At 71.0% G+C, this 24,965-nt stretch carries 31 protein-coding genes, 1 tRNA gene and 1 riboswitch; of the genes, 7 read left to right on the top strand and 25 right to left on the bottom strand.

What is annotated here, in order from left to right:
• Positions 1-38: 38 nt before the first annotated feature.
• The 20 genes from ACIRF9_RS29950 to ACIRF9_RS29855 all read right to left on the bottom strand — a co-directional run bounded on the left by ACIRF9_RS29950 (position 39) and on the right by ACIRF9_RS29855 (position 12,344).
• On the bottom strand, positions 39-203 hold the full coding sequence (locus ACIRF9_RS29950) for a DUF6257 family protein (protein ID WP_403828346.1): 165 nt from the start codon (positions 201-203) through the stop codon (positions 39-41).
• The gene (locus tag ACIRF9_RS29945; protein ID WP_403828344.1) at positions 196-351 is read right to left on the bottom strand and encodes a hypothetical protein; all 156 of its coding nucleotides are present in this window, start codon (positions 349-351) and stop codon (positions 196-198) included. The genes ACIRF9_RS29950 and ACIRF9_RS29945 overlap by 8 nt, the downstream gene beginning before the upstream one ends.
• Before the next feature lie 87 nt (positions 352-438).
• Positions 439-756 carry a hypothetical protein gene (locus tag ACIRF9_RS29940; protein ID WP_403828342.1) on the bottom strand — a complete coding sequence of 106 codons (318 nt, stop codon included), beginning with the start codon at positions 754-756 and terminating at the stop codon, positions 439-441.
• Positions 753-917 (bottom strand): hypothetical protein, encoded by a 165-nt coding sequence (locus ACIRF9_RS29935; RefSeq protein ID WP_403828800.1) that lies wholly within the window; start codon positions 915-917, stop codon positions 753-755. Before ACIRF9_RS29935 ends, ACIRF9_RS29940 begins: the two co-directional genes overlap by 4 nt.
• Positions 914-2,032 carry a hypothetical protein gene (locus ACIRF9_RS29930; protein WP_403828340.1) on the bottom strand — a complete coding sequence of 373 codons (1,119 nt, stop codon included), beginning with the start codon at positions 2,030-2,032 and terminating at the stop codon, positions 914-916. The genes ACIRF9_RS29935 and ACIRF9_RS29930 overlap by 4 nt, the downstream gene beginning before the upstream one ends.
• A complete protein-coding gene (locus ACIRF9_RS29925; protein WP_403828338.1) occupies positions 2,029-2,271 on the bottom strand; it encodes a hypothetical protein in 243 nt (80 codons plus the stop codon). Before ACIRF9_RS29925 ends, ACIRF9_RS29930 begins: the two co-directional genes overlap by 4 nt.
• Complete coding sequence (locus ACIRF9_RS29920; RefSeq protein WP_403828336.1) at positions 2,268-2,564, bottom strand: hypothetical protein; 297 nt, start codon at positions 2,562-2,564, stop codon at positions 2,268-2,270. The genes ACIRF9_RS29925 and ACIRF9_RS29920 overlap by 4 nt, the downstream gene beginning before the upstream one ends.
• 363 nt (positions 2,565-2,927) lie before the next feature.
• Positions 2,928-3,587 carry a hypothetical protein gene (locus tag ACIRF9_RS29915; protein WP_403828334.1) on the bottom strand — a complete coding sequence of 220 codons (660 nt, stop codon included), beginning with the start codon at positions 3,585-3,587 and terminating at the stop codon, positions 2,928-2,930.
• Complete coding sequence (locus ACIRF9_RS29910) at positions 3,584-3,853, bottom strand: hypothetical protein (RefSeq protein WP_403828332.1); 270 nt, start codon at positions 3,851-3,853, stop codon at positions 3,584-3,586. The genes ACIRF9_RS29915 and ACIRF9_RS29910 overlap by 4 nt, the downstream gene beginning before the upstream one ends.
• Positions 3,850-4,197, bottom strand: a complete 348-nt coding sequence (locus ACIRF9_RS29905) for a hypothetical protein (protein ID WP_403828330.1) — start codon at positions 4,195-4,197, stop codon at positions 3,850-3,852. The genes ACIRF9_RS29910 and ACIRF9_RS29905 overlap by 4 nt, the downstream gene beginning before the upstream one ends.
• Entirely contained in the window at positions 4,194-4,388 is a 195-nt protein-coding gene (locus ACIRF9_RS29900; protein ID WP_403828328.1) for a hypothetical protein, read from the bottom strand. The genes ACIRF9_RS29905 and ACIRF9_RS29900 overlap by 4 nt, the downstream gene beginning before the upstream one ends.
• Entirely contained in the window at positions 4,385-4,939 is a 555-nt protein-coding gene (locus ACIRF9_RS29895; protein WP_403828326.1) for a hypothetical protein, read from the bottom strand. Before ACIRF9_RS29895 ends, ACIRF9_RS29900 begins: the two co-directional genes overlap by 4 nt.
• A 68-nt stretch (positions 4,940-5,007) precedes the next feature.
• Positions 5,008-5,718, bottom strand: a complete 711-nt coding sequence (locus tag ACIRF9_RS29890; protein ID WP_403828324.1) for a WhiB family transcriptional regulator — start codon at positions 5,716-5,718, stop codon at positions 5,008-5,010.
• 19 nt (positions 5,719-5,737) lie between these two features.
• A complete protein-coding gene (locus ACIRF9_RS29885) occupies positions 5,738-6,160 on the bottom strand; it encodes a hypothetical protein (RefSeq protein WP_403828322.1) in 423 nt (140 codons plus the stop codon).
• Between the two features lie 62 nt (positions 6,161-6,222).
• A complete protein-coding gene (locus tag ACIRF9_RS29880; protein ID WP_403828320.1) occupies positions 6,223-7,830 on the bottom strand; it encodes a DEAD/DEAH box helicase in 1,608 nt (535 codons plus the stop codon).
• 326 nt (positions 7,831-8,156) lie between these two features.
• The gene (locus tag ACIRF9_RS29875; protein WP_403828318.1) at positions 8,157-11,000 is read right to left on the bottom strand and encodes a DUF927 domain-containing protein; all 2,844 of its coding nucleotides are present in this window, start codon (positions 10,998-11,000) and stop codon (positions 8,157-8,159) included.
• On the bottom strand, positions 10,997-11,245 hold the full coding sequence (locus ACIRF9_RS29870; protein ID WP_403828316.1) for a hypothetical protein: 249 nt from the start codon (positions 11,243-11,245) through the stop codon (positions 10,997-10,999). Before ACIRF9_RS29870 ends, ACIRF9_RS29875 begins: the two co-directional genes overlap by 4 nt.
• Positions 11,242-11,721 carry a hypothetical protein gene (locus tag ACIRF9_RS29865; RefSeq protein ID WP_403828314.1) on the bottom strand — a complete coding sequence of 160 codons (480 nt, stop codon included), beginning with the start codon at positions 11,719-11,721 and terminating at the stop codon, positions 11,242-11,244. Before ACIRF9_RS29865 ends, ACIRF9_RS29870 begins: the two co-directional genes overlap by 4 nt.
• A 12-nt stretch (positions 11,722-11,733) precedes the next feature.
• Complete coding sequence (locus ACIRF9_RS29860) at positions 11,734-12,057, bottom strand: hypothetical protein (protein ID WP_403828312.1); 324 nt, start codon at positions 12,055-12,057, stop codon at positions 11,734-11,736.
• The gene (locus ACIRF9_RS29855) at positions 12,054-12,344 is read right to left on the bottom strand and encodes a helix-turn-helix domain-containing protein (protein WP_403828308.1); all 291 of its coding nucleotides are present in this window, start codon (positions 12,342-12,344) and stop codon (positions 12,054-12,056) included. The genes ACIRF9_RS29860 and ACIRF9_RS29855 overlap by 4 nt, the downstream gene beginning before the upstream one ends.
• A 270-nt stretch (positions 12,345-12,614) precedes the next feature.
• Here ACIRF9_RS29855 and ACIRF9_RS29850 point away from each other — a divergent pair, with 270 nt between their 5' ends.
• The 3 genes from ACIRF9_RS29850 (at position 12,615) to xerC (ending at position 15,112) form a co-directional block, all read left to right on the top strand.
• Positions 12,615-13,055, top strand: coding sequence for a hypothetical protein (locus ACIRF9_RS29850; RefSeq protein ID WP_403828306.1), 441 nt, complete (start codon positions 12,615-12,617; stop codon positions 13,053-13,055).
• Between the two features lie 157 nt (positions 13,056-13,212).
• Positions 13,213-13,452 carry a hypothetical protein gene (locus tag ACIRF9_RS29845; RefSeq protein WP_403828304.1) on the top strand — a complete coding sequence of 80 codons (240 nt, stop codon included), beginning with the start codon at positions 13,213-13,215 and terminating at the stop codon, positions 13,450-13,452.
• Positions 13,453-13,456: 4 nt separating this feature from the next.
• Complete coding sequence (xerC, locus tag ACIRF9_RS29840) at positions 13,457-15,112, top strand: tyrosine recombinase XerC (protein WP_403828302.1); 1,656 nt, start codon at positions 13,457-13,459, stop codon at positions 15,110-15,112.
• A gap of 363 nt (positions 15,113-15,475) precedes the next feature.
• On the opposite strand, the gene ACIRF9_RS29835 is transcribed toward xerC, so the two are convergent.
• From ACIRF9_RS29835 to ACIRF9_RS29825, 3 genes are all read right to left on the bottom strand, one after another.
• Positions 15,476-17,167 carry a SpoIIE family protein phosphatase gene (locus ACIRF9_RS29835; protein ID WP_403828300.1) on the bottom strand — a complete coding sequence of 564 codons (1,692 nt, stop codon included), beginning with the start codon at positions 17,165-17,167 and terminating at the stop codon, positions 15,476-15,478.
• A 212-nt stretch (positions 17,168-17,379) separates the two neighbouring features.
• Positions 17,380-18,006: a GTP cyclohydrolase II gene (ribA, locus tag ACIRF9_RS29830; RefSeq protein ID WP_403828298.1), complete on the bottom strand. Its 627-nt coding sequence runs from the start codon at positions 18,004-18,006 to the stop codon at positions 17,380-17,382.
• A 156-nt stretch (positions 18,007-18,162) separates the two neighbouring features.
• Positions 18,163-18,684: a MarR family winged helix-turn-helix transcriptional regulator gene (locus ACIRF9_RS29825; protein ID WP_403828296.1), complete on the bottom strand. Its 522-nt coding sequence runs from the start codon at positions 18,682-18,684 to the stop codon at positions 18,163-18,165.
• Positions 18,685-18,750: 66 nt separating this feature from the next.
• Between ACIRF9_RS29825 and ACIRF9_RS29820 the strand changes: the two genes are divergently transcribed.
• The 4 genes from ACIRF9_RS29820 (at position 18,751) to ACIRF9_RS29805 (ending at position 22,534) form a co-directional block, all read left to right on the top strand.
• A complete protein-coding gene (locus tag ACIRF9_RS29820; protein ID WP_403828294.1) occupies positions 18,751-19,878 on the top strand; it encodes a dihydrofolate reductase family protein in 1,128 nt (375 codons plus the stop codon).
• A gap of 62 nt (positions 19,879-19,940) precedes the next feature.
• Positions 19,941-20,014 (top strand) — tRNA-Met (locus tag ACIRF9_RS29815).
• A 243-nt stretch (positions 20,015-20,257) separates the two neighbouring features.
• Positions 20,258-20,426: riboswitch (cyclic di-AMP (ydaO/yuaA leader) on the top strand.
• A 7-nt stretch (positions 20,427-20,433) separates the two neighbouring features.
• On the top strand, positions 20,434-21,477 hold the full coding sequence (locus ACIRF9_RS29810; RefSeq protein ID WP_403828292.1) for a M23 family metallopeptidase: 1,044 nt from the start codon (positions 20,434-20,436) through the stop codon (positions 21,475-21,477).
• Between the two features lie 112 nt (positions 21,478-21,589).
• Positions 21,590-22,534: an aldo/keto reductase gene (locus ACIRF9_RS29805; RefSeq protein ID WP_403828290.1), complete on the top strand. Its 945-nt coding sequence runs from the start codon at positions 21,590-21,592 to the stop codon at positions 22,532-22,534.
• A 6-nt stretch (positions 22,535-22,540) separates the two neighbouring features.
• Here the strand turns inward: ACIRF9_RS29805 and ACIRF9_RS29800 are convergent, their stop codons facing one another.
• Positions 22,541-23,986, bottom strand: coding sequence for a PrsW family intramembrane metalloprotease (locus tag ACIRF9_RS29800; protein ID WP_403828288.1), 1,446 nt, complete (start codon positions 23,984-23,986; stop codon positions 22,541-22,543).
• 92 nt (positions 23,987-24,078) lie between these two features.
• Complete coding sequence (gene trmB / locus ACIRF9_RS29795; RefSeq protein WP_403828286.1) at positions 24,079-24,909, bottom strand: tRNA (guanosine(46)-N7)-methyltransferase TrmB; 831 nt, start codon at positions 24,907-24,909, stop codon at positions 24,079-24,081.
• Between the last annotated feature and the right edge of the window lie 56 nt (positions 24,910-24,965).

Genomic DNA, 24,965 nt, shown 5'->3' with positions numbered 1-24,965 from the left:
CCGCTGACTTGGCGGTTTGGGCCGTCCCCGGGGCGTGGCTACTTCTTCTGCTGCTCGCGCTTGCGGGCGCGGTCCTTGATGCGGGCGATGCCGCGGTCGATGTCGGGCTGCACGGTGATCCCGGCCGCGGCGCGGCGCAGGCCCTTGAGCTCCAGCCGCACGATGGCGGCCTTCTCGCCGAGGGTCAGCTTCGGCTCAGACACCGGTGTCCTCCGCCCGCTCGTCGGCCTCGACCTCGGCGGTGTTGCGGGCGTCGTCGGCGGCGTCCATCCGGAACTCGGCGTCGCGGTCCATCTCGGCCAGCTCGGAGGCGCTGAACAGGTCGTCGTTGCTGTAGTCGTCGTCGTTCACGGGGTTCCTCTCGGTGGTGGGCCGGCTGGTCCGACCCCACCGCCCGACTGACTTCCTGGTGGGAGTCAGTGGGACGGAAGAGCCAGGTCAGCGGCCTCGCTGCATGTCCTGCCAGACGGAGCGCAGGACCAGGACGCACACAGTGGTCGCGACCGCTCCGACCGCGACGGCGACCGCCAGGAGCGCGGCAGCCATGGCGAGGAACGACAGGGCGACGGCGCCACCGATACCGGCCGCGACGTACAGGCCCACGGGGCGCTGGGCGAGCGGCGCGGGAGGGGCGGGGCGGTCCTGCTCCTTCATGGCCTGCTGGGTGGCGAGGACGGCGGCGACGATGCGGACGACGTCCGTGTCCGTCTCGGCGGCCCGCACCGCGGCCTCCGCCTTGTTGAGGGCGTCGCTCACCGGGCCCACCCCCTGACGCGGCGGGTGATGCGCGGCCAGAGCAGGACGCCAGCGGCGAACGCGAGGACGGGCGGCTGGGCGACGACGCCCAAGAGCAGGGAGAGCAGCGCCGGGTAGGCGACGAGGAGTCCCAGGACGACGCCGAAGACGATGCGCATCACGCGTATCCCCCCTCCATCGGCTTGGCCGGGGTGCCCGGCTGGGGCTTCTTCGCGGCCCGGGACAGGGCGGTGCGGATGTACGGCTCGTCGACGACCAGGCGCCGGTTCTGCTCGAGGTGCTCGGCGATCGCGCGGGGTGATGCGTCCGCGCCGAGGACCGCGGCGGCTTCCTCGACGGCGCCCTGCAGGTTCACCGCCGGGAGGGCTGTGACCTCGTGATGCGCGGGCGTATCGGGTCGCTCGACGGTGTACTCGGAGGGCTGCTCGCCGAGGACCAGGGCGACCGCGACGGGGTCGACGTGGACGTCGTAGGTCTGGAGGATCGCGGCGAGCTCGGCGGGCGGCGCATCAGGTCGCCCGGCAGCCGCGAACCGGATCGCATCGGCCGGGTCCATGTCGGCGAAGCGGGCCCGCAGGACGTCCGTCGCGGACACGGACCGGGGCCGCTCGACGGGTGCGGAGGACACGCTGTCCTTCGCACCGCCGTACATGGATGCGAGCGCCGCATCAGCTCCGTCGCGGACGCGGACGCGCTGGACGTCGACCAGGCCGGCACCGAGCTCAGCGTCGCCCACACCGACGTGCCGGGCAAGGCGCCAGTACCGGCGCACAGCAGCCTTCTGCTTGCGCTTGTCGGGGTGGCCGTCGGCGACGGCCCGGTTGAAGGCGAGCTGCCGGGCGGCGTCGGCGTTGCGGCGCATCACCTCGGCGTCCACGCCGGTGCGGTAGACGACGATGCTGCGGGCAATGAACCCGAGGCCCTCGGCGGCGAGCGACATGGCGAGCGGGGTCGCCGCGTACACGGCGGCCTCGCGGGCGTCGTCGGCGATGGACAGGCCGATGAAGCTGGCCGACAGCGGGGCGAGCCACATGCCGCCGCGCACGACGGCGGGCGTCGCCATGCCCAGCATGGTCCGCCCGAGCATGACCATGGCCAGGATGAGGGTGAGGCCCTCACCCGCGGCGACGACGCCGGCGGCGGTGGCCTGCCGGTGGAACGCGGTGACGGCGTTGGAGTAGGTGCCCCAGCTGCCGAAGCCTCCGACGACGACCATCGCGGCGGCGGCCGCGCCGAGAACGACGGCCTGACCGCGGGTGAGTTCACGGGTGGTCACGGGCGCTCACCCCCCGCGGCCTCCAGCGCAGCCACGAGGGCGCGGACGCGGCAGTCGAGGGCGACGGCGGCCTTCAGCATGTCGTCGTGGCTGTGGATGTTCAGCGGTGCGGTCTCGTCGAGGATCCGGCGCGTGACGCTCAGCTCGACTTCGAGGGACGCGACGAGCGGCGTCGTCTTCTCCGGGCCGTGCAGCGGCGTCGTCTTCTCCGGGCCGTGCAGCGGGTCGTAGGAGGTCATCGACCGGTCACCGCCTCGGCGCCGAGGGCGCGCAGGAGCAGGCGGAGGGCCTCGCGGACGGACAGGATCTGGTCGCTGTCGAGCAGCCGCTGGGCGACGTTGATGGCCACCTCGAGGTCGCTCGGCTCGGACGGGACGACCGGGGCCGGCGCAGCCAGGTGGGTGGCGCTCAGGGCCATGTGCGCCGCGCGCTCGCGCTGGCCCTTCACGTAGTCCTCGCGGGCGAGCTGGTGGAGCGCAGCAACGCGCGCGGCGGCCCCCTGGCCGGGGGCGATAAGGTTCCGCTGGGTCATGAGGAGGTTCCGTCTCTCTCGTGATCTGGGGTGTCCCCGGACGGGCGGTAGGGTCGCTCGATCCGGGGGTGCCCGCTTTCCGGGCCTATTCGGTTGTGGTCGGGGAGCTGCCGGTTGGGGGTAGGGTCCCGGTCCCGTGCTCGCGGATGGATCTGCGGACTGCGCTCGGGCTGACGCCGAGGACCTCCGCGACTGCGGACTTGCTTCCCAGCTCTCTCACGCCGTCTTCGAGCGCTGCCGCTCGCTTCCGGGCGCTGGCTGAGATCAGGTCCAGCAACCGCTTCTGTCGCCGGTCTTCGGCATCAACTCGTTCGCGCCAATTGGTAGTTGGCACGCAGATCAGACTACCCGAACCCTAGTGTTCTAGGCAACGGGTTCGGCGGTTTCCGCGCCCGTGTCCGGCTGCAACTGCCGCAGTCGGAGGAAGTCGGTCTGCTGGTAGACATAGCGGCACCAGCGACACGTGATCGCCGTCTCACCCGGGTACAGCCGCAGCACCGCCCCGCACACCTCGCCGTCCTTGGTGGCGACGCAGTAGCCGTAGCGGCGGCCCTCGGTGGCCGGGTCGCGCGGGTCGACGATGGAGAGCACCTCGGACTCAAGCCGCCGCAGGTCCTTGGCGAACTCGCCGACCGGCCACCAGAAGCCGGCCATCCACTCCAGGTTGACGACCAGGGCCTGGGCGGCCGCCTCAACGCGGGCACCGATGCCGTCGCCCTTCGGCCGGCGCCTGAGCGGGCGGGCCCAGCCGCGGTCGGCGCGCATCGCGCTGTACCAGTCCTCCAGGACGCCGAGGATGCCGCCGACCGCGCGCAGGCTGAGGACGTTCTCGACGACGGGCAGCGGCGCCTCGGCGGGCCGCGTGCGCCCGTAGCTCGGGCCCTGACTGCCCGGGGCCAGGAACTCAGCGAGCTCGGCCCACAGCTTCGGCATGCGGTTGAGGCGTTCGAGGGTGGCGAGCGTGCAGCCGGGGCACAGGTGCCCGTGCTCCAGATGCTGCTCGCACATGCCGCAGTTGTTCACGGTGTGCTGGTCTCCTCCGGCTGGAGTTTCGCGCGGATGTTGGCGGCGACGGGGTGGACGATGCCGCTGTCCTTGTCCTTGCAGAGGGCTTGGGCGTTGGCGTCGAGTTCGTCGCACCAGGCGGTGAGCCGGGCGATGGCGGCCTCCGCCGCCACGGCCCGCTTCTTCCAGTCGTCGCCGCGGCGCCAGCCCTTCGAGGCGTTGGCGTACAGCTTGTCCAGGGCATCGTCGGTGATGCTGTCGGCGGTGTAGCGCGGGGCGCTCATCGCTGCACCCCCTGGTTCCTGCAGGTGCTGGCGTGCTCGGCGCCGCAGGACGTCCACCAGCGTTCGCAGCAGGAGTGACCGAGGGAGTCCGCGATCTGCCGCAGCTGGCGCTCGTCGGAGAGCGCCCGGACACGCACCGCCCGCTCGGCGCGCACGGCGGCTGCACGGCGCTCGTCGGCGTCGACGTACTCGCGGATCGCTGCGATGACGAGCAGGAAGGTGACGGCGGCAAGGCCTGCGGCGTACCAGTACGCGCCGTGTCGGGCGCTGGTCGTGGCGCAGAGCGCCGTGAGCGCGCCACCGAGCAGGTACAGCCAGTGCAGGGCGCGGTCGTTGTGGTTCACAGGTACCTCCCGGCGAGTCGGATGGTGGTCATGCGGCGGTGGGCGATGTGGCGGCCCTGGCCCCACAGGTCGCGGTGGTCGCGCGGCCGGGACCGCAGGCGACGCGGCGCGAACACGCAGCAGCAGGGCGAGCCGGGCTCGGCGGCGGCGGGGAGCCAGTGGCCGCTGGCGCAGCGCGGGCGGGGCGTCACCGGGCGTCACCAAGCCGTTCGCGTCCAGCGTCGGTGACGGTCACGCGGTGGCCGCCGATGCTGGACACGCGGTCGATGCGGATGCGGTCGGCCTTGCAGAGGGCCATCCAGGTGTCGATGGATGCGCTGTGGCCGTCACGGGAGCCGACGCGCCAGGCGCGGCGCCTGCCGTCGTCGTAGATCGGGACCGGCTGGTCGCGGCTGGCGATCTCCCGCAGGAGACGGAGTGCTGCCGGGCCGTCCGCGTTCGCTTTCGGGCGGGCGGCCTTGGCCTCGCGCTTCGCCCGCTCCTGCGCCTCCAGCTCGGCGGCGAGGAGTCGACCCGCCTCCGTGATGCGCATCGGCCCGTCGTCGTCGTACTCGTCCCAGCCAGTGGCAAGTCCGGCGTCGTACAGCGGCGGGAACGTGCGGGTGTTGAACAGCTGCCCGGTACTGGGGCCAGCGAAGTACCAGCGTCCGCGGCCGGAGTAGCGCACGGCGACGCCGGCGCCCTTGTCGCGGCGGCCGAGCTCGAGAAGGAGTTTCTGTGAGGCAAGGCTGAGATCTGCCATGGGGTTCTCCGTGGTGTGATGGGTGGGAGGCCGCCCCGCACTTCGACTGCGGGGCGGCCGTACGTGCTTCATCCGGCCTGCAGCAGCGAGGCCCGCCAGGCGTCCAGGACGCGCTTCGGGATCTGGCCGACCCGCGGGCATTCCACGCCCTGCTCGTCGGCCCAGGCGCGCACCGTGCGGGTGTCGTAGTCCCGCGCGGGCGTCTTCCGCTTCGGCTTGGCCGGCACCAGCTCGGCCTTGCGGGCCTGGAGTTCGGCGAGGCGCTTCTCCAGCTGCTCGGCCTCGGTGGTGATGGCGGCCAGCTCCTGGTCGGCGACGTGCCGACGGCGGAGGCCGGTGAGGGCGAGGCGGGCGCGGGCGGCCTGGTCGCGGACGTCGGCGTCCGGGTGCTCGTCGCCCCACTTGAGGAGCTGGCCAACGGGGAGATCTTCTGTCTTGGCCTGCGCAACAAGCTCGGTGTCCGTGGTCATGGTGGGGCCGGTCCTTTCGGCTGGTGGCTGGTCTTCGGATGTGGTGTGGAGCAGCTCGCGGAGTACGGCGATGGCGTCGGAAGGCCGTTCGGGGAGTTCAGGGAGTGCCTGGCGCTCGCCGGTAGTGAGGCCGCCGCGGATGCCGTACCGCCTGGAGGGCACCTCGTCCGCGAGGCAGTCGTAGAGGCACTCGGCGCGCACCGGGCAACGGCCGCAGATCTTCATGGCCGGGGCGCCGACCGGGTAGTCGGGGAACCACAGCTCGGTGTCCTGGCCGGCGCACGCTGCCCGGGTGCGCCAGGCCGTCATAGACGTGATGGTCGGCATGTCAGCTGAAGAGCTGGCCGGGGACGTGCGGGCAGTCGTAATCGGCGATTCCGGCGGGCTCCGATCGGTCGCAGATCCTGCCGTGGCTGGCCTGCACGAAGTAGCCGGAGGCGTTGCCCTGCGCCTCGTGCTCCGCGCAGCAGGCGAGGAACACGAAGCCGTCGCGCTCGACGACGACAGCCAGCGAGCCGAACGACCCGCGCATGATCGTGCCGACGGGCTGCGGGTAGTCGGCCATCGTGATGCGCTCCGGGATGAAGCCGCCTGCGGCGCAGTGCAAGGCGTTCCAGGTGGCGCCGAGCTCGGTGGCGGCCTGGCGGGCGGCCGCGGTCTGCTCGGGGGTGCCGTCGCCGACGCGTTCGGCCTTGACGGCGGCCTCGTAGGTGTGGAGTGCGGCGACGAGAGCCGGGGTCTTGTAGTTCATCTGGGATTCCTCCGTGGTGTGATGGGTGGAGGTCCGGGCCTGATAGCGACAGGCCCGGACCGTCAAGCGGCGGGAAGGATCAGTTGGCCCAGGACGCGGCCGACGCGGTCCTGGTCGATCAGGTCAGCGACGTCGCCGGCCGTGCTGCCGCGCGGCACCTTGATGCCGAGGCGCCGGCACAGGCCGAACTGCTTGTCGCTGGGCTGGCTGCGGCGCCACCGGGCCTCACGGGCGACGAACGCGCCCGGGGCGAGCAGCTTGGCCTGTTGCTCCAGCCACGCCAGGGCCTCCGGCAGCGGTCGGGCGACGTCGTCCTTGGGTGGGTGGATGCCGTCCGTCTGTGTCCAGCGGCGCATCCGGTACATCCGGGTCCCGGGATCCCGGACGAGGAACAGGAACATCGCGCCCGTCAGGCGGATGAACCACGTGCCGTCCTCCGTGCGGAGCCAGCGGATCGCCGACTGCCCGAACAGGTTGATCTCCTCGGCGGTCACCTGCGCGGCAAGCGCGCGCCGCTTCTCGCTGGCCACGTGCTCTTCGGCGACCTGCCGAAGGCTCTTCCCCTCCTCGGCCTCGCCGATCTCCCGCTCGGTCAGGTCGACCATCGAAGCCAGCTTGTGACGGGACGCAGCACCCATGACGTCCAGCAGCAGCGCGTCGCGCTTCCCAGGCGCCGGGCGGAGCCCGCGGCCGACCATCTGCACATACAAGCCAGGCGACTTGGTGGGGCGAGCGACCACGATGCAGCTGGTGTGCGGGGCGTCGAACCCCTCGGTGAGCACCATGCAGTTGGTGAGCACCTGGATGTCGCCAGCCTCGTACCGAGCGAGCGTCGCGCGCCGCTCGTCGCGGCCCATGTCGCCCCAGACCGGGGCGGCCTTGATGCCGACGGCCTGGAGAGAGGCGGCGGCGGCCTGGGCGGTCGCGACGGTCGGGGTGAAGACGACGCCGGCGCGCTCGCCCGCGTGGTCCACGTACGCCTTGGCGATCGCGTCCAGCGCACCGGAGTCCTCCAGCGCCTTGCCCAGCTGGCCCTCGACGAGGTCGCCGCCCCTGGTCTTCACCTTGTTGAGGTCGAGGGTGTCGACCGTGATCGCCTTGCCGCGGACGTCGCACAGGTAGCCGTCGCTGATCATGTCGAGGATGTCGAGGCGGAAAACGACGTCCTCCCAGACCTCGGCCAGGCCGCCGTCGGTGCGCGTCATGGTCGCGGTGAAGCCAGCCGTTGGCACGCCGTCCCAGGCGCCGAAGTGCCGGAGCACCTCCATGTAGGTGCGGGCGGCGGCGTGGTGGCACTCGTCCACGATGATCAGGCCGATGTCTCGGATGGCCTCGCGGCGGCGGGCGACGGCCAGGGTCTGGATGCTGGCCACGATCACGTCGGCGTCGTGGTGGTCGTCGCGAGCGGCCTTGACGATGCCGACCCGCAGCATGGGGTCGACGGCGAGCAGCTTGGAAGCGGCCTGCTCGATGAGCTCCTCCCGGTGGGCGATGACCAGCGCGCGGCGGCCGCCGAGGCTGTCGAGCATCTGGTGGGCCAGGTGGCTGAACACCACCGTTTTGCCCGCGCCCGTCGGGAGGACGACGGCGACACGGTTCTGGCCGGAGGCCCAGGCCTGGCGGAGCGCCTCGATGGCGTCGACCTGGTACGGGCGGGGTGTGAAGGACATGGGTCACCTCGATTCGAGTGGTGGGGGAGAGGGGCGGTACGCGTTGCGTACCGGCTGCGTACCGGCTGCGTACCGGGGTGAAAGCGCCTCTGAGCTGGTGTTATGTCTCTCTCTAGAGGGACTGGTACGCAGGTACGCAGAAAGACACAGGGGTCGATGTGTGTGCGCACGCCCGCACGCACGCGCACACGCGCTCACGCCTGAGGGGTGCCATTTCCGGGCGACTGCGTACCGGCCCCGAATCCGGCTTGTGTACGCCTCTGACCTGCGGAAACCGGGGCGGCCGGGTGGTACGCACCTCGTGCGTACCACCCGCATCACGGCCCTCATGCCGCTGCCTCGTCGTCGCCGTATCCGATGCCGGCGGGCGTGAAGGCCAGGCACTTCGCACGGGCTCCGTCGAACCGACGCGGCAGCAGGTGGGCCGGGCGCTGGCTCTTCAGGGTCTTCACGTACTCGGCGTCGACCCAGCTGCCGATCACGGCGTCGAGCGAATAGCCCGCGTCCGCCAGCACCTTGCGTACGCGCTCGGGCAACAGGGCCACCTCGGTGACGCCGTCCTTGACCGACAGGACGCCGAGCCATCCGGAGTACGGCGGCCGGTCGTTCATGGCGGCGCGGGTGGCGCTGAACAGCTCGTGCGCGTGACCGGCCACGTACTCCCGCAGGACGTCCAGTGCCATCTCGGGGCGGTTGTCGGTCGGGTTGTGGGCGGTGAACAGGCCACGCCACACGTCATGCCGCAGCGGCTCGTACGGCAGCAGGCCGATGCGGCACGCCAACGCCTCAGCGAACGCGAGGACGGCCACCATCGGCGCCCGCCGGTTCGTCATGTCGCCGCCGCCGCGGAACTCGTCCACGAGCGCGCGATGCTTCTCCTTCAGCCGCTCGCGGCCGTTCGGCTGGGCCAGGCCGCTGAGGATGTACCGGATGAACTCCGGCCCGGCGTGCCCGTGGTTGGCGAGCACGCCTTCCCGGGCTGCGGCCGCCGTCGGGCCGCCGCCGTCGCCGAACGGGGCGATCGTCGTGCCGAGGATGCGGGCCGCCGCGCCCTGGCTGGTCGTGAAGGACAGCGCCGGCCGCTCGCCGCTGCTGAGGAGGATGGTCTCCCAGGGCAGCATGTTGCCGAACGCCCCGCCGGACCGAGCCTTCCCGTGGTTCATCGGGAGCTGGTAGAGCACCTCGTCGATGAGGGTGTCGTCGGTGACGGCCATGGTCTCGTCGAAGACGGTGAGGATCCCTCGGACCAGGTTCAGCCGCTTCTCGATGGCGTACAGAGTGGTGCGCCAGTTGGACATGGCCGACGCGTGCTCGGAGGGGTCGGCCCACACGCTGAGGGCGCACTGGAGCGCGGTCGTCTTGCCCTTTGTGGACCGGCTGGAGATGTCCAGGGTGAAGGAGTTCAGCCCGAGCGGCTTGAGCAGCGGAGCGGCGAGCCCAGCCGCGACGGCGACGCGCGGCACGGGGAAGTCGGCCAGCTGCGCGACGGTGTCCTTCCAGCCGTCGAGGGTCCCCTTCTTGGCGTGCGCACGGGCCGGGCCGCGCTGCTCCTCGAAGGGCGTGTCGACCTTGATGCCGTCCTCGGGCGAGGAGACGAAGGTGCCGTCGTCCTGCCAGCCCAGCCAGCGCGCCAGCTGCTCGGACGGGATGCGGCCGACGTTGCGGGCCTCGAACTCGGCCAGCCACTTCTCGACAGCGCGCGCGTCGCCCTCGACTGCGGGGAGACCAGCCGAGCCCAACGTCTCAATCAGCTTCCGCCCGCGCTTCGCGGTCTCTCGGGAGACGATGCGGGAGATCCGGCGCGGCCTGCCCAGGCTGCGGTCGATCCACGACAGTTCGACGTACTGGTCTCCCTCGGGGTCCTCGAAGGTGGCTGTGACGACCAGCGGGGCGAACGTGACCCTGATCCAGTTCTCACCGCTGGTGTTGAGCACCTCGACGCCCCGGCCGGTGACCCGATAGTCGTAGGGCGTGCGTACGGTGGGAGGCAGGCCGAACGCTTCTGCGTAGTCGAAGCCTTCGGGATCGTCCTCAACCTTGACAGCCGTCTGGTGCGCGTCCTGCTGCTCGCCCGTGGAGGGCTCAGGCGTCGGGGAGGCGGGGGCAGGGCGGGGACCGACTGCGGCAAGGTGGCGGCTTCCGTAGCCCTGGCGCGCCAGCTCCTTGGCGGCGGCCTTGTGGTCGCTGTTGTGCTGGAGCAGGGCGTACGCGCCGAACTTGCTGTACGGCACCTCGGGGGTGAAGTCCGAGCCGGTCGCGAAGACGAACAGCCTGTCGTGCTCGTCCTTGCCCGTGGTGGCCTTCACCCCACCGACGCCGTCGGCCCAGCCCCAGTAGGTCTCGCTGCCGCGCGTGGTGAGGGGGCGGAAGATTCCCTGGAGGATGTCCGTCCAGGTGGCGCGGGCCTCGAAGTCGTCGCCGGGCCGGAGGCTTCCGTCTGGGCGGGGCGGCGCTGGGCGAGGTGCGGTGGACTTCGGTGCCTCGGGCCGGGGCAGCTGGTCCAGCATGCGGCAGACGTCGCGAATCGCGGCCATGGTGTCTGCGTCCAGGACAGGGATGGTGGCCGGGCCGCCGGCCAGCCGGACGTACGGCCGGCCAGAGGCGTGCACCGTGCCGCCGGACGGCTCCACCAGGCCGTACCCGCCCTCGCCCCGGGTCTCGATCAGGACGCGGACGATGCGGGCGCCCGGCTTCTCGCGGAGGCGCTGCCGTTCCTCGGCGGTGTACTCGTCCTCGCGGGCGAGGCGACTGGCCAGCTTCGTGTTGCCTGGTACGTCGGTGCCTTCGACGCGGACGCGGTAGTGCCTGCCTCCGGACGGTGACTCAGTGGCCCAGCCGCCGAGTACGGCCGCCCACGGCTCGCCGAGCCCGGACGCTTCCATGATCTCGGTGGCGGCGTCCAGCATGCCCTCGCGGACGGCCAGGCCCTCGAACTCCAGCATCTCCACCGCGCCGGAGACGGCGCCGTAGACGACGGCGATGCCGTGGGGACGGTCGCCACCGAACCACTGGTCGTGTTCGGCGGGGGTCGAGCGGTCGAGCTTGTAGGGGGTCCAGCTGCGGACGTCAGGCGCCTTGCTGCCGTCGGCCTTGATGGGCAGGACGCACAGGCCAGCGTCGTGCAACTCGCGGGCGGCGGCCCGGAGATCGGTGGTCTGTGAGTCGGTCAAGGCTGGTTCTCCTTGTGGAACGCGGCCCGGTGCACGTCACGGACTCCGGCGACGAATGCCCGGAGCTCGGCGAGGCCGTGCTGTGCGGCGGTGATGGGCCCCTCGGAGGGATGGGGGCATCCGGGGCGGCTGCAGTCGTAGCGGGCGCGCTGGCCGTCGAGGTCGACGCGCAGGACGCCGGCGATGCGCTGGGGGGTGGGCGCCCGGCTCGGCGTGTCCCGGGCCCGCGCGCTGGTGGTCGTCACTTCCCCGCCTGGGTGGTGCGCGCGTCCCAGTCGTCGAGGCTCTCGACGTGCCCGGCCGCGACAGACGCCTGGAAGTCGGCGGCGCGCTGCAGCTCCTCCTCGCGCTGTGCGGTCTCCTCGCGCAGCTGGAGCAGAGTGGCGGCGGGGCGCTGTCCTGCGGGGACGAGGGCCAGGCCCTCGTCGCCAGCGGTCCAGATGACGACGGTCCGGTCCAGCTGCTCCTCGCCGGTGGCCCGCGACTCGTGGATCGTGACGTGGTGCTGCTCGGCGAAGACCTGCAGCTCCTCGCGGCCGAGGAAGTCGCGGACCCAGTCGAGGGTCTTCGGGGTACCGGTGATCCTCACCAGGTCGCCGATGGCCGTGAGGCATTCGGCGACGTCCGGGCTGGCGCCCAGCTTGGCGGCCTCGATGTCGGCCAGCGTGCGGGCGACGTCGGGCGTGGTGGGCGGCTCGGTGGCCGTGGGAAGCTCGGACATGAGCAGGCCCCTCTACTTGCTGGCGCGGGTGGTGGTGGACGGCTCGGACGGCGCCTTCGGCTGGACCCCGGGGGCGCCGTCGTCGTCGGGGGTAGCTGCTGCCGACTGGACCTCGGCAGCAGCGGTCTCGGAGAGGCCGAGGAAGGCCATGACGTCCGTCTTGCGGAAGCGGTAGACGCGGCCGAGCCGGATGACCTCGACGGGGAACTCCTCGGCGTCGATCAGCTCGTAGCCGAGGGTCTTGCCGATGGCGATCGCGGCGAACGCCTGATTGGCGCTGAGCATCGCGGGCAGGGCGCGGACCTCGTCCGGGGTCAGTGCGGCGGCGGTGCTCATACGGCGGCCTGCGCGGGGATGAAGGCGCGGCCGGCGCGCTCCATCTCGACGAAGAGGACCAGGAGTTTCACGCCGAGGGCGGCGGCGATGGACTGCGCCTTGTCCTCCGGGACGATGCGCTGTGCGCCCGACATCAGGTTGCCGATGGTTCCGTGGGCGACGCCTGCCTGGGCGGCCAGTTCGCGGCTGGTGATGGACTCACCGGTGCCGGTGCGCTCCATGAGGAGCTTGAGGCGGTCGCTGCTGTGGACCGCGTACATGGTGGGTGGGGTGTTCTCTTCGCTCACGTTCACCTCGTAGTACAGATCATTCAACGAGTTGAATGGGGTGGCTGTGAGCATTCCATGGGTTGAACGGTTTGTCTAGCTCGTTGAATATCCGGGGGCGCGCGTCGGTAATCGGCCAATGACTCTTCGCTACCTGGCGGCCCGACCCAGTGTGTTGAACAATTCATTCAGCGTGCAGAATGAACGGCGCGTCTGACCTGCCCGTACGTCGGGAAGACGTCAACGAACCCTGAACGGTCCCTCATTCACAGAGAGCGCAGGAGTGGCAGGATGAGCCCCATGGCGGCTACGGATGAACCCCCACGCGACACTGCTCCTAGCCCTGAACAGCGCACGCAGCTCAGTGACCTGATTCGGGAGCGCCGGGCGGAGCTGGGCGACAGCCTGGACACCTTCGCGAACCGGGCTGTCGACCCAGCCAGCGGCGTGCGCGTCACGCGTGGCTGGATCTATCGCCTGGAGAAGCGAGAACGGGTCACGCCGCCCGTGTATGAGGAGCTCTGCGCGCTGGCCGAAGCTGCGCGCCTGCCGGTCGAGAGGCTCCAGGATGCAGCCGGTCAGCAGTTCCATGGGGTGGATCCGTTGCGCTCGGGAACGGGGGAAGCGGTCGCTTATGTTCGAAAACTGGACTCCCTACCGGCTGACCAGCGGGATCGCCTGCTTAGCCTGATTGACACGCTGGTTCCGCCGCACCTGGGTGAAGACGGCTGAATCATCCGTTCCCCCATGCATCACTCACGGTGACATCTCCGAGCAGACGGTAGATATCTGGGGCCTGTGGTGCGATCATGTCCGGACGCTCTAGGACCAGAAGAGCGCTGGTCTAAGCCACGAATCGAACGCACTTGCGGGAGATGGGGGAGGCTGCATGGTGTCACCGCCGGCCCAAATGCAGGCCTGGTATTTCTTCAGCGACGATCTGCCGGACGGGCAGCTGATCGTCCCTTTCAAGACACGGCATGGTCTGGCCTTCGGCGTCCGCACCGGCGCCATGCCGGAGGCCACACTGGAAGCACTGAATGAGACCGCTCGGTTCGTTCTCGGCGTAGGCCTGGCGCACCTGGGCCCGACCGAGAAGCCGCCCGACACCGAGGCCAGGAAGGAGTAACCCGATGCCGTCAGCCCGCCGCGCAGGAAGCATCTACCGACGCTGCGAGTGCCGCGGTCCCGACGGCAAGCTGTTGGGGCAGACGTGTCCCAAGTTGAAGCGCAAGGGCCATGGCGCCCCAGCGATCCGCCAGGAACTCCCGCCGTCCGCTGAGGGCACACGCAGGACGTTCAGGCGAACCGGGTACGGCACGGTCACGGAGGCTCAGGGCGACCTCTCCCGCCTTCAGGCCATCCTTGATCTTGCCGGTGACGACCCGGACGAGCAGCGACGCGTGGGAGATCTACTCGCCGACATCTCCCGGCGCCGCGCAGACATTCCCGAGACTTCCGAGGTACAGCGCCGACTCGGGGTCGGCGTTCCCCTCGACGGCAAGATGACCGTGGCCGAGTGGCTCGACCGCTGGATGGCCAGCAAGAAGACACGGACCACGACGAACGCGGGTTACCGCTCGCACATCAAGATTCACCTGAAGCCGCACCTTGGGCACTACCGCCTCGACCGCGTGAACGTCGGGCACGTTCAGGCGATGTTCGACGCGATCGCCGACCAGGCCGACGTCATCCGCGCCGAGAACGAGGCGCGCCGCGAGCAGGAGGCTCAGGCGAAGTGGACGCGCCCAGGGCGACCGCCGGCCAAGGAGCGCGAGCGTCTCGCTGCTGAGCGCGCGAAGCTGTCCGAGATGAAGCCGTATCGGAAGACGGCCGGCCAGGCGACACGGCATGCCATCCGGCGCACGCTGCGCGCTGCCCTCAACAAGGCCATCGCCGAACAGCTCATCACCTTCAACGCGGCCGCGCATGTCGAGCTGGGCTCCAGCGCGCGCCCCAAGGGACTGCTGTGGACGGCTGAGCGTGTGGCGCGGTGGCGTGAGTCTGGTCAGGTTCCCAGCCCGGTCATGGTCTGGACACCTGAGCAGCTGGGCGCTTTCCTCGACGAGGCCGAGGCCTCCCGCCTGTACGCCTTCTATCACCTCGCTGCGCACCACGGCCTGCGCCGCGGCGAGGGCGTCGGCGCCGACTGGGCGAACGTGCACCTCGACGCGACTCCACCGCGTATCGACGTCCTCACCGAGATCGTGGTGGACGGCTGGAAGCCCATCGAGACGGCGCCGAAGACCGACAGCAGCATGTCGTCGGTGACGATCGACCGCGAGACAGTGGCTGTTCTGCGCGAGCACCGCGCCCGCCAGGACGCTCAGCGTGCCGCACGCCGAGAAGCCGGGAAGTCGTGGGCGGACACCGGCAAGCTCTTCACGACCGAGGACGGCAACTGGCTGCACCCCGATGTCGTGTCCAAAGAGTTCAAGCGGATCGCGGAGGCGGCCGGCCTGCCCCCGATCAACTTGCGCGACCTCCGACACGGTGCGGCTGCCCTGGTGAAGGCCGGCGGCGGCGACATCGACGACGCCAGCAAGAAGTTGCGCCACTCCACGATCGTCCTGACCGCCGACACCTACATGGCCCTCTTCCAGGAGTACGAGCAGGACCTGGCGGAGCGTGCGGCTGCCGCGGTGCCGCGCGCCCGGCGCGGGCGTGGAACGGCCCCCGCTACGGGCGCTGTACCGCAGCAGGGGCCGGGCGCCTCGCAGCCAGTTGCAGACGCTGCTGTTGCCTCCACGGTACGGGCCAACACTGACAATGGGCAGGCCTCGGCGTAGAATTGACGGACAGGCGAAGGGCCTCTGACCTGCGGGTCGGGGGCCCTTCCTGCTGGCCCGCTGCTGGCCCGGAAGCCGCATTCCGCGACGGTACGAGACGGTACGAGACAAGGTGAAGGCGATGCGGCATCGCCCCGCAGCAAGCCGCTGAACTGGGCAATACGGCAACGGGCGGTGCGTCGCGGTACTGCGCGGTACGAGACACGATGAGCACTCATCAGACTTTTAATCCATTGGTTGTGGGTTCGAGTCCCACAGGGCCTACGGACGGTGGTCGGGGGATACGCCTCCGATCTGCTGTGCGGCGCCCGGGTCGGCTTCGGCCGGCTCGGGCGCCGCGGCGTTTTCCGGCCCTGTCCCGCATCAGCCGTCCGGGGCCCGCCGACGAGCGGCGAGGAGCGCGATGTCGTCCTCGCACATGCCGTTGGTGAGCTGGGCCAGGAGCGTGTCGAGGAGATCCTCCAGCGGGCCGCCGGCCGAGAGGCCCATCTCGGTGAGGGTGCGCACCGCGTCGTCGATGTCCACCCCGCGCCGCTCCACGAGGCCGTCGGTGTAGAGGAGCAGTACGTCGCCGGGCTCGAAGGAGAACGTTGTCATCTCGTAGGCGCCGAGCTCCGTGCCGATCGGGGGGCCGGCCGGGAGGCTCAGGATGTCGGCGCTGCCGTCCGGGCGGACGAGGATGGGGGGCAGATGGCCGGCCGTGGCCGCGGTGCAGGTGCCGGAGTCGGCGTCGACCAGGACGAGGAGACAGGTGGCGACGCGGTCGAGGCCTGCCAGGGCGGCCCGGCGGTCGGCCTCGGCGAGCATGTCGTGCACGGGCTGACCGGACGCGGCGACGGTCCGCAGGACGGAGCGGTACTGGCTCATGGCGACGGCCGCCTGGAAGCCGTGCCCCATCACGTCGCCCATGACGAGCAGGGTGCGGCCGCACGACAGGGCGACGGAGTCGAACCAGTCCCCGCCGACGAGGGCACTGTGGCCGGACGGCAGGTAGCGGGTGGCCACGTCCACGCTGGGATGGGTGCTGTCGGGCTCGGAGAGCAGCGCGCGCTGGAGTTCCAGGGTCATGGTGTGGTCGTGGGTGTAGCGGTGGGCGCTGTCGATGGAGATGGCCGCGCGACTGGCCACTCCCTGGGCGGTGAGCATGTCCTCGTCGGTGAACGGCGCGGAGTCCCCGGCTCGCATCAGAAGGACGAAACCGACGGAGCGGCCCGCGGTGCGCAGCGGAGCGACGAGGACGGAATGGATGCCGGCCGCGCGGACGACCTTGATGTGCTCGGGCCTCAAGGCGAGTTTCTGGAACAGCTCGTCGGAGGCCATGTTGCTCCGCCAGGGGCGTCCGCTGTCCATGCAGCGGCGGAAGAGGGAGCCGCGAGGGAAGTCGATGTACGGCTGCGGTCCCTCCAGCGCGCGCAGATGCCACTTCAGCTCCGGTGGCGCCGACAGCTGCATCTTCCGCGCCCGCACGACGCCGGGGCGCACCGGGGGCGCGTCCGGGATCTCGTGGTCGACGATCGCCACGGCGGCCACGTCGGCCAGGGACGGGGAGAGGAAGTCGGCGAGCTCGGCGCAGGTGGTGGCCACGTCCAGGGTGGTGCCGACGCGGACGGTCGCGGCGTCCAGCAGGGCGAGACGTTGGTGGGCGTCCTCCAGGTCGTCCACGTACTGGCGGAGGTTGGTGACCTCCACGCCGATGCCGCACACGCCGACGATCTGCCCCTGTGACTCCAGCCGGTGGAACACCGCCCGCCACAGTCGGCGGCCGGCGCGGGAGGGGTCCTGCGCGGTTCCGGTCAGCGTCACCTCCCGGGGCCGGCCGTCCGCCAGCACCTCGATCAGCACGTCGTCGGATCTGCGGAAGTCCGGCAGTACTTCGTCGACCGTCCTGCCCAGGACCGCGGTGGCGGGGAGGCCGGTGAGCTGCGACCAGACGGGGTTGACGTAGAGGTGGCGCAGATGGCGGTCGAGGATCACCACGGGAGCGGACGTGCCCTCGATGATCCCGCGCAGGAATCCGCAGTCGCAGGACTTGTCCGTGCCGTTGGCCGTGGGCATCGCGGGATCCGTGACCGCGGTGCGCGGCCCCTGGGGCTGAACCTGCGGAAAGAGCCACGACGGCGGGAGTTGTTCACCGTTCACCGTCTCTCCAGCTGTCCGGGGAAGTCGAGCCCTTTCCCATCCTGTGGGCAGGGCTGGTGGGGCGCATCTTGGCCGGGCCGCGCCCCTCGACGCCGCCCACGTCCGGTGGGCGGCTCCCGGACGGCCGGTCAGCCCGCGCTGAGCTGGGCCAGCGGCAGGGTGTGCTGGGTCTGGAGGACCTTCGCGCGCAGGTAGCGGACGTTGTGCGGGGTGGTGAAGACACCGGTGGGGACGCGGTCGTGGACGTCGATGCCGAGCGACCGCAACTGGTCGGCCTTGTCGGGGTTGTTGGACAGCAGGTCCAGGCTGGTGACGCCCAGGGCGTTCAGCATCTGGGCGGCGGCCGTGTAGTCCCGGCCGTCCTCGGGCAGTCCGAGCGCGGCGTTGGCCTCGTAGGTGTCCAGGCCCTGGTCCTGAAGGGCGTAGGCGTCCAGTTTGTTGTAGAGACCGATGCCGCGGCCCTCCTGACGGAGGTACAGCAGGATGCCGCCGGTCTCGGCTATCCGCTCGACCGCCTCGCGCAGCTGCGGGCCGCAGTCGCAGCGGGCGGAGCCGAAGACGTCGCCGGTGAGGCACTCGGAGTGCAGCCGGACCAGTGGGACGGGCCCCGGCTCGCCGAGGACGACGGCGACATGCTCCTGCCCGTCGGCCAGGCCGTGGAAGGTGACGAGCTCGGCGTCGACGGAGTAGCCGTCGTGGAAGCGCAGCGGTACCCGGACGCGGGCGCGCTGGGTGGCGGCGGGGGTGTCGGGCATGCGGGTCTCCCGGGTCCGGTGGGGCGATGAACGAGCCAGTCTCTGCTTCAGATTTGAAGCAGATCCAACGAATCGAGACCCTACCCTATGCTTTAAATTTGAAGCAACGTATTTGTGATGTGCCTCATGAGGTCCCGGAGCCGTCCGCGACGTGCCTCATGAGGTCCCGGAGCAGGGCGACGAGCGCCGGCGCCATGGAAGATCCTCCGGCGCGGCCTCCCCGCCGTCCTCCTGGAAACCCCGCGCGACCTGCGTGAAGATCTCCTCCAGCTGTCCCACCTGCTCGGGTGTGAGCCGGTCGAACAGCATGGAGCGGACCGTCTCGACATGGCCGGGAGCCGTCGCCTCCAGGACCGCCATGCCCTCGTCCGTCAGCACCGCGATGCTCCCGCGCTTGTCCCACCGGCAGTTCTCGCGCCGCAGCAGTCCGTCCTTCTCGAGTCGGGTCACCGCGTACGTGAGCCGGCTGCGCGTGATCTTCAGCCGCTCCGCGAGATCGGTCATCCGCAGCCGCCGCTCCGGAATCTCGGAGAGGTTGGCGAGGATGGAGTAATAGAGGTGGGGCATGCCGGCCTCCTGCTGGAGCTGCCGGTCGATCGCGTCGTCCAGGAGGAGGTACCCGGCGACATACGCGCGCCAGGCGCGCTGCTCCTCGGGGGTGAGCCAGCGGGTCGTCATGCACTCAGTGTAGGTTTGTTTCAAACTTGAACCAAGATCCGCCCGTCGCCAGGGAGAGCCGCGTCGATGTCGTACCCGTACGTCCTGCTGTCCGCCGCCGTCTCCCTCGACGGCTACCTGGACGACACCACCCCCGAGCGCCTGCTCCTCTCCAGCCCCGCCGACTTCGACCGCGTCGACGAGGTACGGGCCTCCGTCGACGCGATCCTCATCGGCGCCGGCACCATCCGCGCCGACAACCCCCGCCTGCTCGTGAACTCCGCCGACCGCCGCGCCGCCCGCACGGCGGCCGGACAGCCGGAATACCCCCTCAAGGTCACCGTCAGCGGCTCCGGCGACCTCGACCCGGCGGCGAACTTCTGGCACACGGGCGGCGACAAGGTCGTCTATACGACGGAGAAGGGCGCCGAGCGGGCCCGGGCGCTCGGCATCGCCGCGGACGTCGTCCCGCTCGGCCCCGAGCTCGACTGGCGCCGGCTCCTCCACCACCTCCACGACGAGCGCGGCGTCCACCGGCTCATGGTCGAGGGCGGCGGCACCATCCACACCCAGCTCCTCCAGCAGGGCCTCGCCGACGAACTCCAGCTCGTCCTCGCCCCTCTCTTCGTGGGCGACCCGGACGCGCCCCGCCTCTTCGGCCCCGGCGCCTACCAGGGCGGACGTCTGCGCCTGACCGAGACCCGACGGATCGAGGACGTGGTCCTCATGCGCTACGAACCCACCGCCCCCGGCACCGGCCCCCTCCCGTCCGCCGCCGACCGCCTCTGGCTGGCCCTCGCCTGCGAGCTCGCCGCCCTCTGCCCGCCCTCGCGGACCGCCTTCAGCGTCGGCGCGGTGATCGTCGCCGCCGACGGCACGGAACTCGCCCGCGGCCACTCCCGCGAGGCCGGCGACCCGGTCGTCCACGCCGAGGAGGCGGCCCTCGCCAAACTCGACCCCGCCGACCCCCGTCTGGCCACGGCCACCGTCTACAGCAGCCTGGAACCCTGCGCCCGCCGCTCCTCCCGCCCGCGGCCCTGCGCCCGGCTCATCCTCGACGCGGGCGTGCGCCGGGTGGTCACCGCCTGGCAGGAGCCGGACACCTTCGTGACGGCCGCCGACGGCAACGGTCTCCTGGCCGCCGAGGGCGCCGACGTCGTCGTACTCCCGGAGTACGCGGAGCAGGCCAAGGCGCCCAACCGGCACCTCGTGTGAGGGGCCTCGCACCACCCTGGGACTTTCGGTCCCGCGGATGGCGTACACTGGTGTCATACCGACGCGGGGTGGAGCAGCTCGGTAGCTCGCTGGGCTCATAACCCAGAGGTCGCAGGTTCAAATCCTGTCCCCGCTACTGAAGGCCGAGGGCCGGAACCCTGACAGGGTTCCGGCCCTCGGTGTGTTCCCGGTCTGACCGGCCGGTGACTGTGCGTCCGCTGTGCATTCCGGTCAACTCGCCCGTTTTTCAACAGTCATGGCCTGAAAGTCCAGGCCAAAAATGTTGTTGATCAAGCGGAAGAGCTTGGAAAGCCGCCCCCAGGTCTATTAACGTTCGATAACGCAGCGCGGTCGTCCCAGCCGTCACAAGAGTCGGCTCCGTGCGCACGCGCCGAATCCCGTAAGGGAACCGGGGAACCACCACCTTGGGGTGAATCGCGCCGAAGGCCGCCGTGAACTCGGAGAGTCACGAACGGTTTACGCGCGTAGGAGACCTTCCCGCTCCGAACCCGTCAGCTAACCCGGTAGGCGACGGAAGGAAAGGAGTACGCCCGCGTGGCGTCCAACCGGCCTGCCCCAGAAGCCCCGTTCGTGCCGAGCCAGCGCTCCTCTTCCGAGACCTTCGGCTACGGCAGCTACCGCACCGACGAGGGCCCCTGGGAGGAGTGGAATCCCACCGAGGAGTCCCTTGCCCCGGTCCGGGGCAAGCACCGGGTCGCCAAGCAGCGCGGCGGCGGCGGGTTCGCCCGCAGCTCCACCGTCCTCGGCGTCGGCGTCATAGCCGCCTTCAGCGCCGGCGGGATGGCCAGCGCCAACACCGGCAAGCCCCCGGTCTCCATCTCCATGCCGGACCTGCCGGGCGTGGGCTCGCTCATCTCCGACGACGACTCCGCCCAGGACGCCGCGCCCGCCCTCTCGAGCTTCGGCGCCGAGGCCCCGGACGCGACCGACCAGAGCGGCTCCTCCGACGCCGGCGAGGCACTGCGCAACCGGATCATGGCGCAGGCCGAGTCGCAGCAGACCCAGGTCGCCTCCAAGGCCCAGGCCGTCGCCGAGGCCGCCGCGGCCAAGGCGGAGGCGGCCGCCGTCGCCAAGGCCGAGAAGCAGGCGGAGGCCGAGGCCGCCGCCGCGAAGGAGAAGGCCGAGGAGGCCGCCAAGGAGAAGGCCGAGGCCGCGCGCCTGGCCGAGCTGGCCAAGCAGTACACGCTGCCGACCTCCTCGTACACCATCACCTCGACCTTCGGTCAGGCCGGCTCCCTCTGGTCCTCCGGCTACCACACCGGTCTGGACTTCGCCGCCCCCACCGGCACGCTCATCAAGGCCGTCCACAGCGGCACCATCACCGAGGCGGGCTGGGCCGGGGCCTACGGCTACCGCACCATCCTCACCCTGGACGACGGCACCGAGATCTGGTTCTGCCACCAGTCGTCGATCAGCGTCAGCGTCGGCCAGAAGGTCGCCACCGGTGACGTGATCGGCCGCGTGGGCGCCACCGGCAACGTGACCGGCGCCCACCTCCACCTCGAGGTCCACCCGAACGGCAGCGCCGACGGCGTCGACCCGATGGCCTGGCTGCGCAGCAAGGGCCTCAACCCCTGACATCTCCCCTCAGGGAGACCCCGGAGACATCCCCGGCACGGAGCGGTTCCGTTCACGCGTTGTTCGTACGACGTCGGAATGGGCCGCTCCGACGCCGTTGTTGACGTTGAACATGACTTCTCTGCGCAAGCTCGGCTCCTCCGACCTCGAGGTCTTCCCCCTCTCCCTCGGCGGCAACGTCTTCGGCTGGACCGCCGACGAGGCGGCCTCCTTCGCCGTCCTCGACGCCTACGCGGCCGCCGGCGGCAACTTCGTCGACACCGCCGACTCCTACTCGGCCTGGGTCGAGGGCAACGGCGGCGGCGAGTCCGAGACCATCATCGGCAGGTGGGTGGCTTCCCGCGGCAACCGCGACGACGTCGTCATCGCCACCAAGGTCAGCCAGCACCCCGAGTTCCCCGGCCTGACCGCCGCCAACATCAAGGCCGCCGCCGACGCCTCCCTGCGCCGCCTCGGCACGGACCACATCGACCTCTACTACACGCACTTCGACAAGCCCGAGGTGCCGGTCGAGGAGATCATCGGTGCGCTCGACGAGCTGGTGCGGGCGGGCAAGGTGCGGCACATCGCCGCCTCCAACATCACGCCCGAACGCCTTCAGGAGTCACTGGAGTTCTCCGACCGCGAGGGCCTCGCCCGGTACGTCGCCCTCCAGCCCCACTACAACCTGGTCTCCCGCGACACCTACGAGGGCGCCCTCCAGGACCTCGCCGCCCGCGCCGGCCTCGCCGCGGTCCCCTACTACGCCCTCGCGTCCGGCTTCCTCACCGGCAAGTACCGGCCCGGTACGACCGTGCGGAGCCCGCGGTCCGCGGGCGCCGCCAGGCACCTCGACTCCGAGCGGGGCCGGCGCGTCCTCACCGCCCTCGACGAGATCGCCGCCGCCCGCGGCACCGAGGCCGCCACGGTCGCCCTGGCCTGGCTCGCCGCCCAGCCGACGGTGGTCGCACCGATCGCCTCCGCGCGGTCGCTCGAACAGCTGCCGGCCCTGCTCGGGGTGGCCGGGCTGGAGCTGACCGAGGACGAGATCGCCCGGCTGACCCGGGCCTCGGCCTGATCCTCCCTACGACTGATAGGGGTTGGCGGCGGGATACGGACCCGCGGGATACCCGTAGCCGTACCCGTACGCCTGCCCCGCCGGGTACCCGTACCCGGGGCCGTGACCCGGGCCGTACCCCTGCCCGTACCCGTAGCCCCCGTGGACCGGCCAGGGCGCCGCGGGCATCGCCACGCGGACCGGCGGGGCCGTCATCCGGGCCGCGTGGTCCAGCGCGGGCCGGGCGACGTCCTTGCGCCGCCACAGCTCGTTCAGCAACTCCCTCTCGCGTACGACGAAGTCGGCGCCCGCCCGCCCGTTGCGTCCCCGGTGCCGCAGGAACGCCAGGGAGGTCGCGTACGCCTCGTACTCCGCCACCGCCCGCGCGGCCGGCCGGCCGAGGTGCTGCCTGGCGTACTCACGGGCCAGCCGCCGTGCCCGCATCGAGCCGAGCGCGTACGGCTCGGCCGGGACGAGCCAGCCGGCGGCCGTGTAGGCGGGCAGCTCCTCGCGGACCGTGCGCAGCTCCCGCTGACGGGTCCACACGACCAGCCAGGTCAGCAGCCCGAACGCGGGCACCATGAACGCCGCGTACACCGCGAAGAACCCGAACTCGCCGAAGGTCGACGAGCCGTTCCACAGGGCGTGCATGCCCATCGCGAGCAGCAGTCCGGCTGGCGGGACCAGGACGCGCCGTACGCGCTGCCGGTCGCCGGAGCGCGCGGCGAAGCCGAAGCCGAGGCCGGTCAGCACGGTGAACAGGGGGTGCGCGAACGGCGACATGATGACGCGCACGAAGAAGGTCGCGGCGGTGACGGAGGCGATGCCGCTGTCGCCGGTGAGCTGGTCGGTGCCGAACGCGGTGCCGAGGTAGAGGATGTTCTCGGTGAACGCGAAGCCGGTGGCGGTGACCCCGGCTATCACCACCCCGTCGACGAGGCCGGTGAAGTCCCGTCTGCGGAAGAGGAAGACGAGAAGGATCGCGGCGGCCTTGGCGGACTCCTCGACGACGGGCGCTATGACCGTCGCCCCGAGGGTGTCCGCACTGGACGGGTCGGCGGTCGCCGTGGCTATCCAGCGGGTCGCGAAGCTGTTGGCGACGATCGCGATCAGCGCGGCCGCGCACGCCCCCCAGGCGAACGCGAACACCAGGTTGCGCCAGGGCCCCGGCTCCACCCGGTCCAGCCACCGGAAGGCGGCTATGAGCAGCGGCACCGGCAGCACCGCGAGGCCGAGCCCGACCAGGAACCCCTCGGTGCCGGTCTGTTCCCGCACCAGCGCGAGGATGACCAGCCCGGACAGCGAGAGCAGGGTGATCAGCGCCCCGTATTTGATCCTCCCCCAAGCCCTCGGCTGCGCTCGGCCCCGGGGGGACCCCCATCGCTGCCACCAGTGCGCGTGCCGGAGCGCGGCGTCCTCGACTGGGCCGCCCGGGTGCGGTGGGTACGGCGGAAACGGGGGACTGATGGCCACGGCATCGACCCTAACGAGGGAGGGGACTGTGGTGGACGGTCTGTCTGTGGGGGCTGTTGATCCGGAGGTCCGATCCGGGGCTGGGCCGGCGGTCAGCGATCGCCGTGCTGTACGCGACGGAACAGCAGGTCGTTCACCACATGACCCTTGTCCAGCCCCTGCCCCTCGAAACGGGTCAGCGGCCGGAACGCGGGCCGCGGCGCGAACCCGCCGCCTGCCTGCGTGTTCTCGAAGTCGGGGTGTGCGGTGAGGACGTCCAGCATCTGCTCCGCGTACGGCTCCCAGTCGGTCGCGCAGTGCACGATCGCCCCCGGCCTCAGCCGCGTCGCGACGAGGCTGAGGAACTCCGGCTGGATGAGGCGCCGCTTGTGGTGCCGCTTCTTGGGCCAGGGGTCGGGGAAGTAGACGCGCAGCCCGTCCAGCGAGTCCGGCGCCAGCATCTCCCGCAGCAGGATGATCGCGTCGCCGTTGGCGACCCTGATGTTGGTCTGCCCGCCCCGGTCCGCGAGGTTCAGCAGGTTCCCCTGGCCGGGGGTGTGCACGTCCACGGCGAGGATGTTGGTGTCCGGGGCGGCGGCGGCCATCTGCGCGGTGGCCTCGCCCATCCCGAACCCGATCTCCAGCACGACGGGTCTGTCGTTCCCGAACAGCTCGACGAGGTCGACGGCATGCCCGTCGATGTCGAGTCCCCACTTCGACCACAGCCGCTGCAGGGCGTCGGCCTGTCCGGCCGTCACCCGGCTGCGCCGGGGCTGGAAGCTCCTGATCCGCCGCTCGAAGTGCGACCCGGCCGGATCGGCCTTGGGACCGTCGGGGAAGCGCGGCTCCCCCTTGGCCCGGGTATGCCGGACGGACTCGCCCGGGTGGTGCTCGCCGCCGGGGGCGGGCCGGGGGACTTCGGGGGTGTTCACGGAATCAGACACAGTGGGGTCGATTTTACTGGGACGGACTTTTCGACGGGTACGGGCTTTCCCGCCGG

It is taken from the genome of Streptomyces sp. NPDC096132, from assembly GCF_044763345.1.
GTDB lineage: Bacteria > Actinomycetota > Actinomycetes > Streptomycetales > Streptomycetaceae > Streptomyces.
The sequence above is the reverse complement of the archived record's forward strand: the minus strand, read 5'-3'. Positions and strand labels throughout refer to the sequence as shown.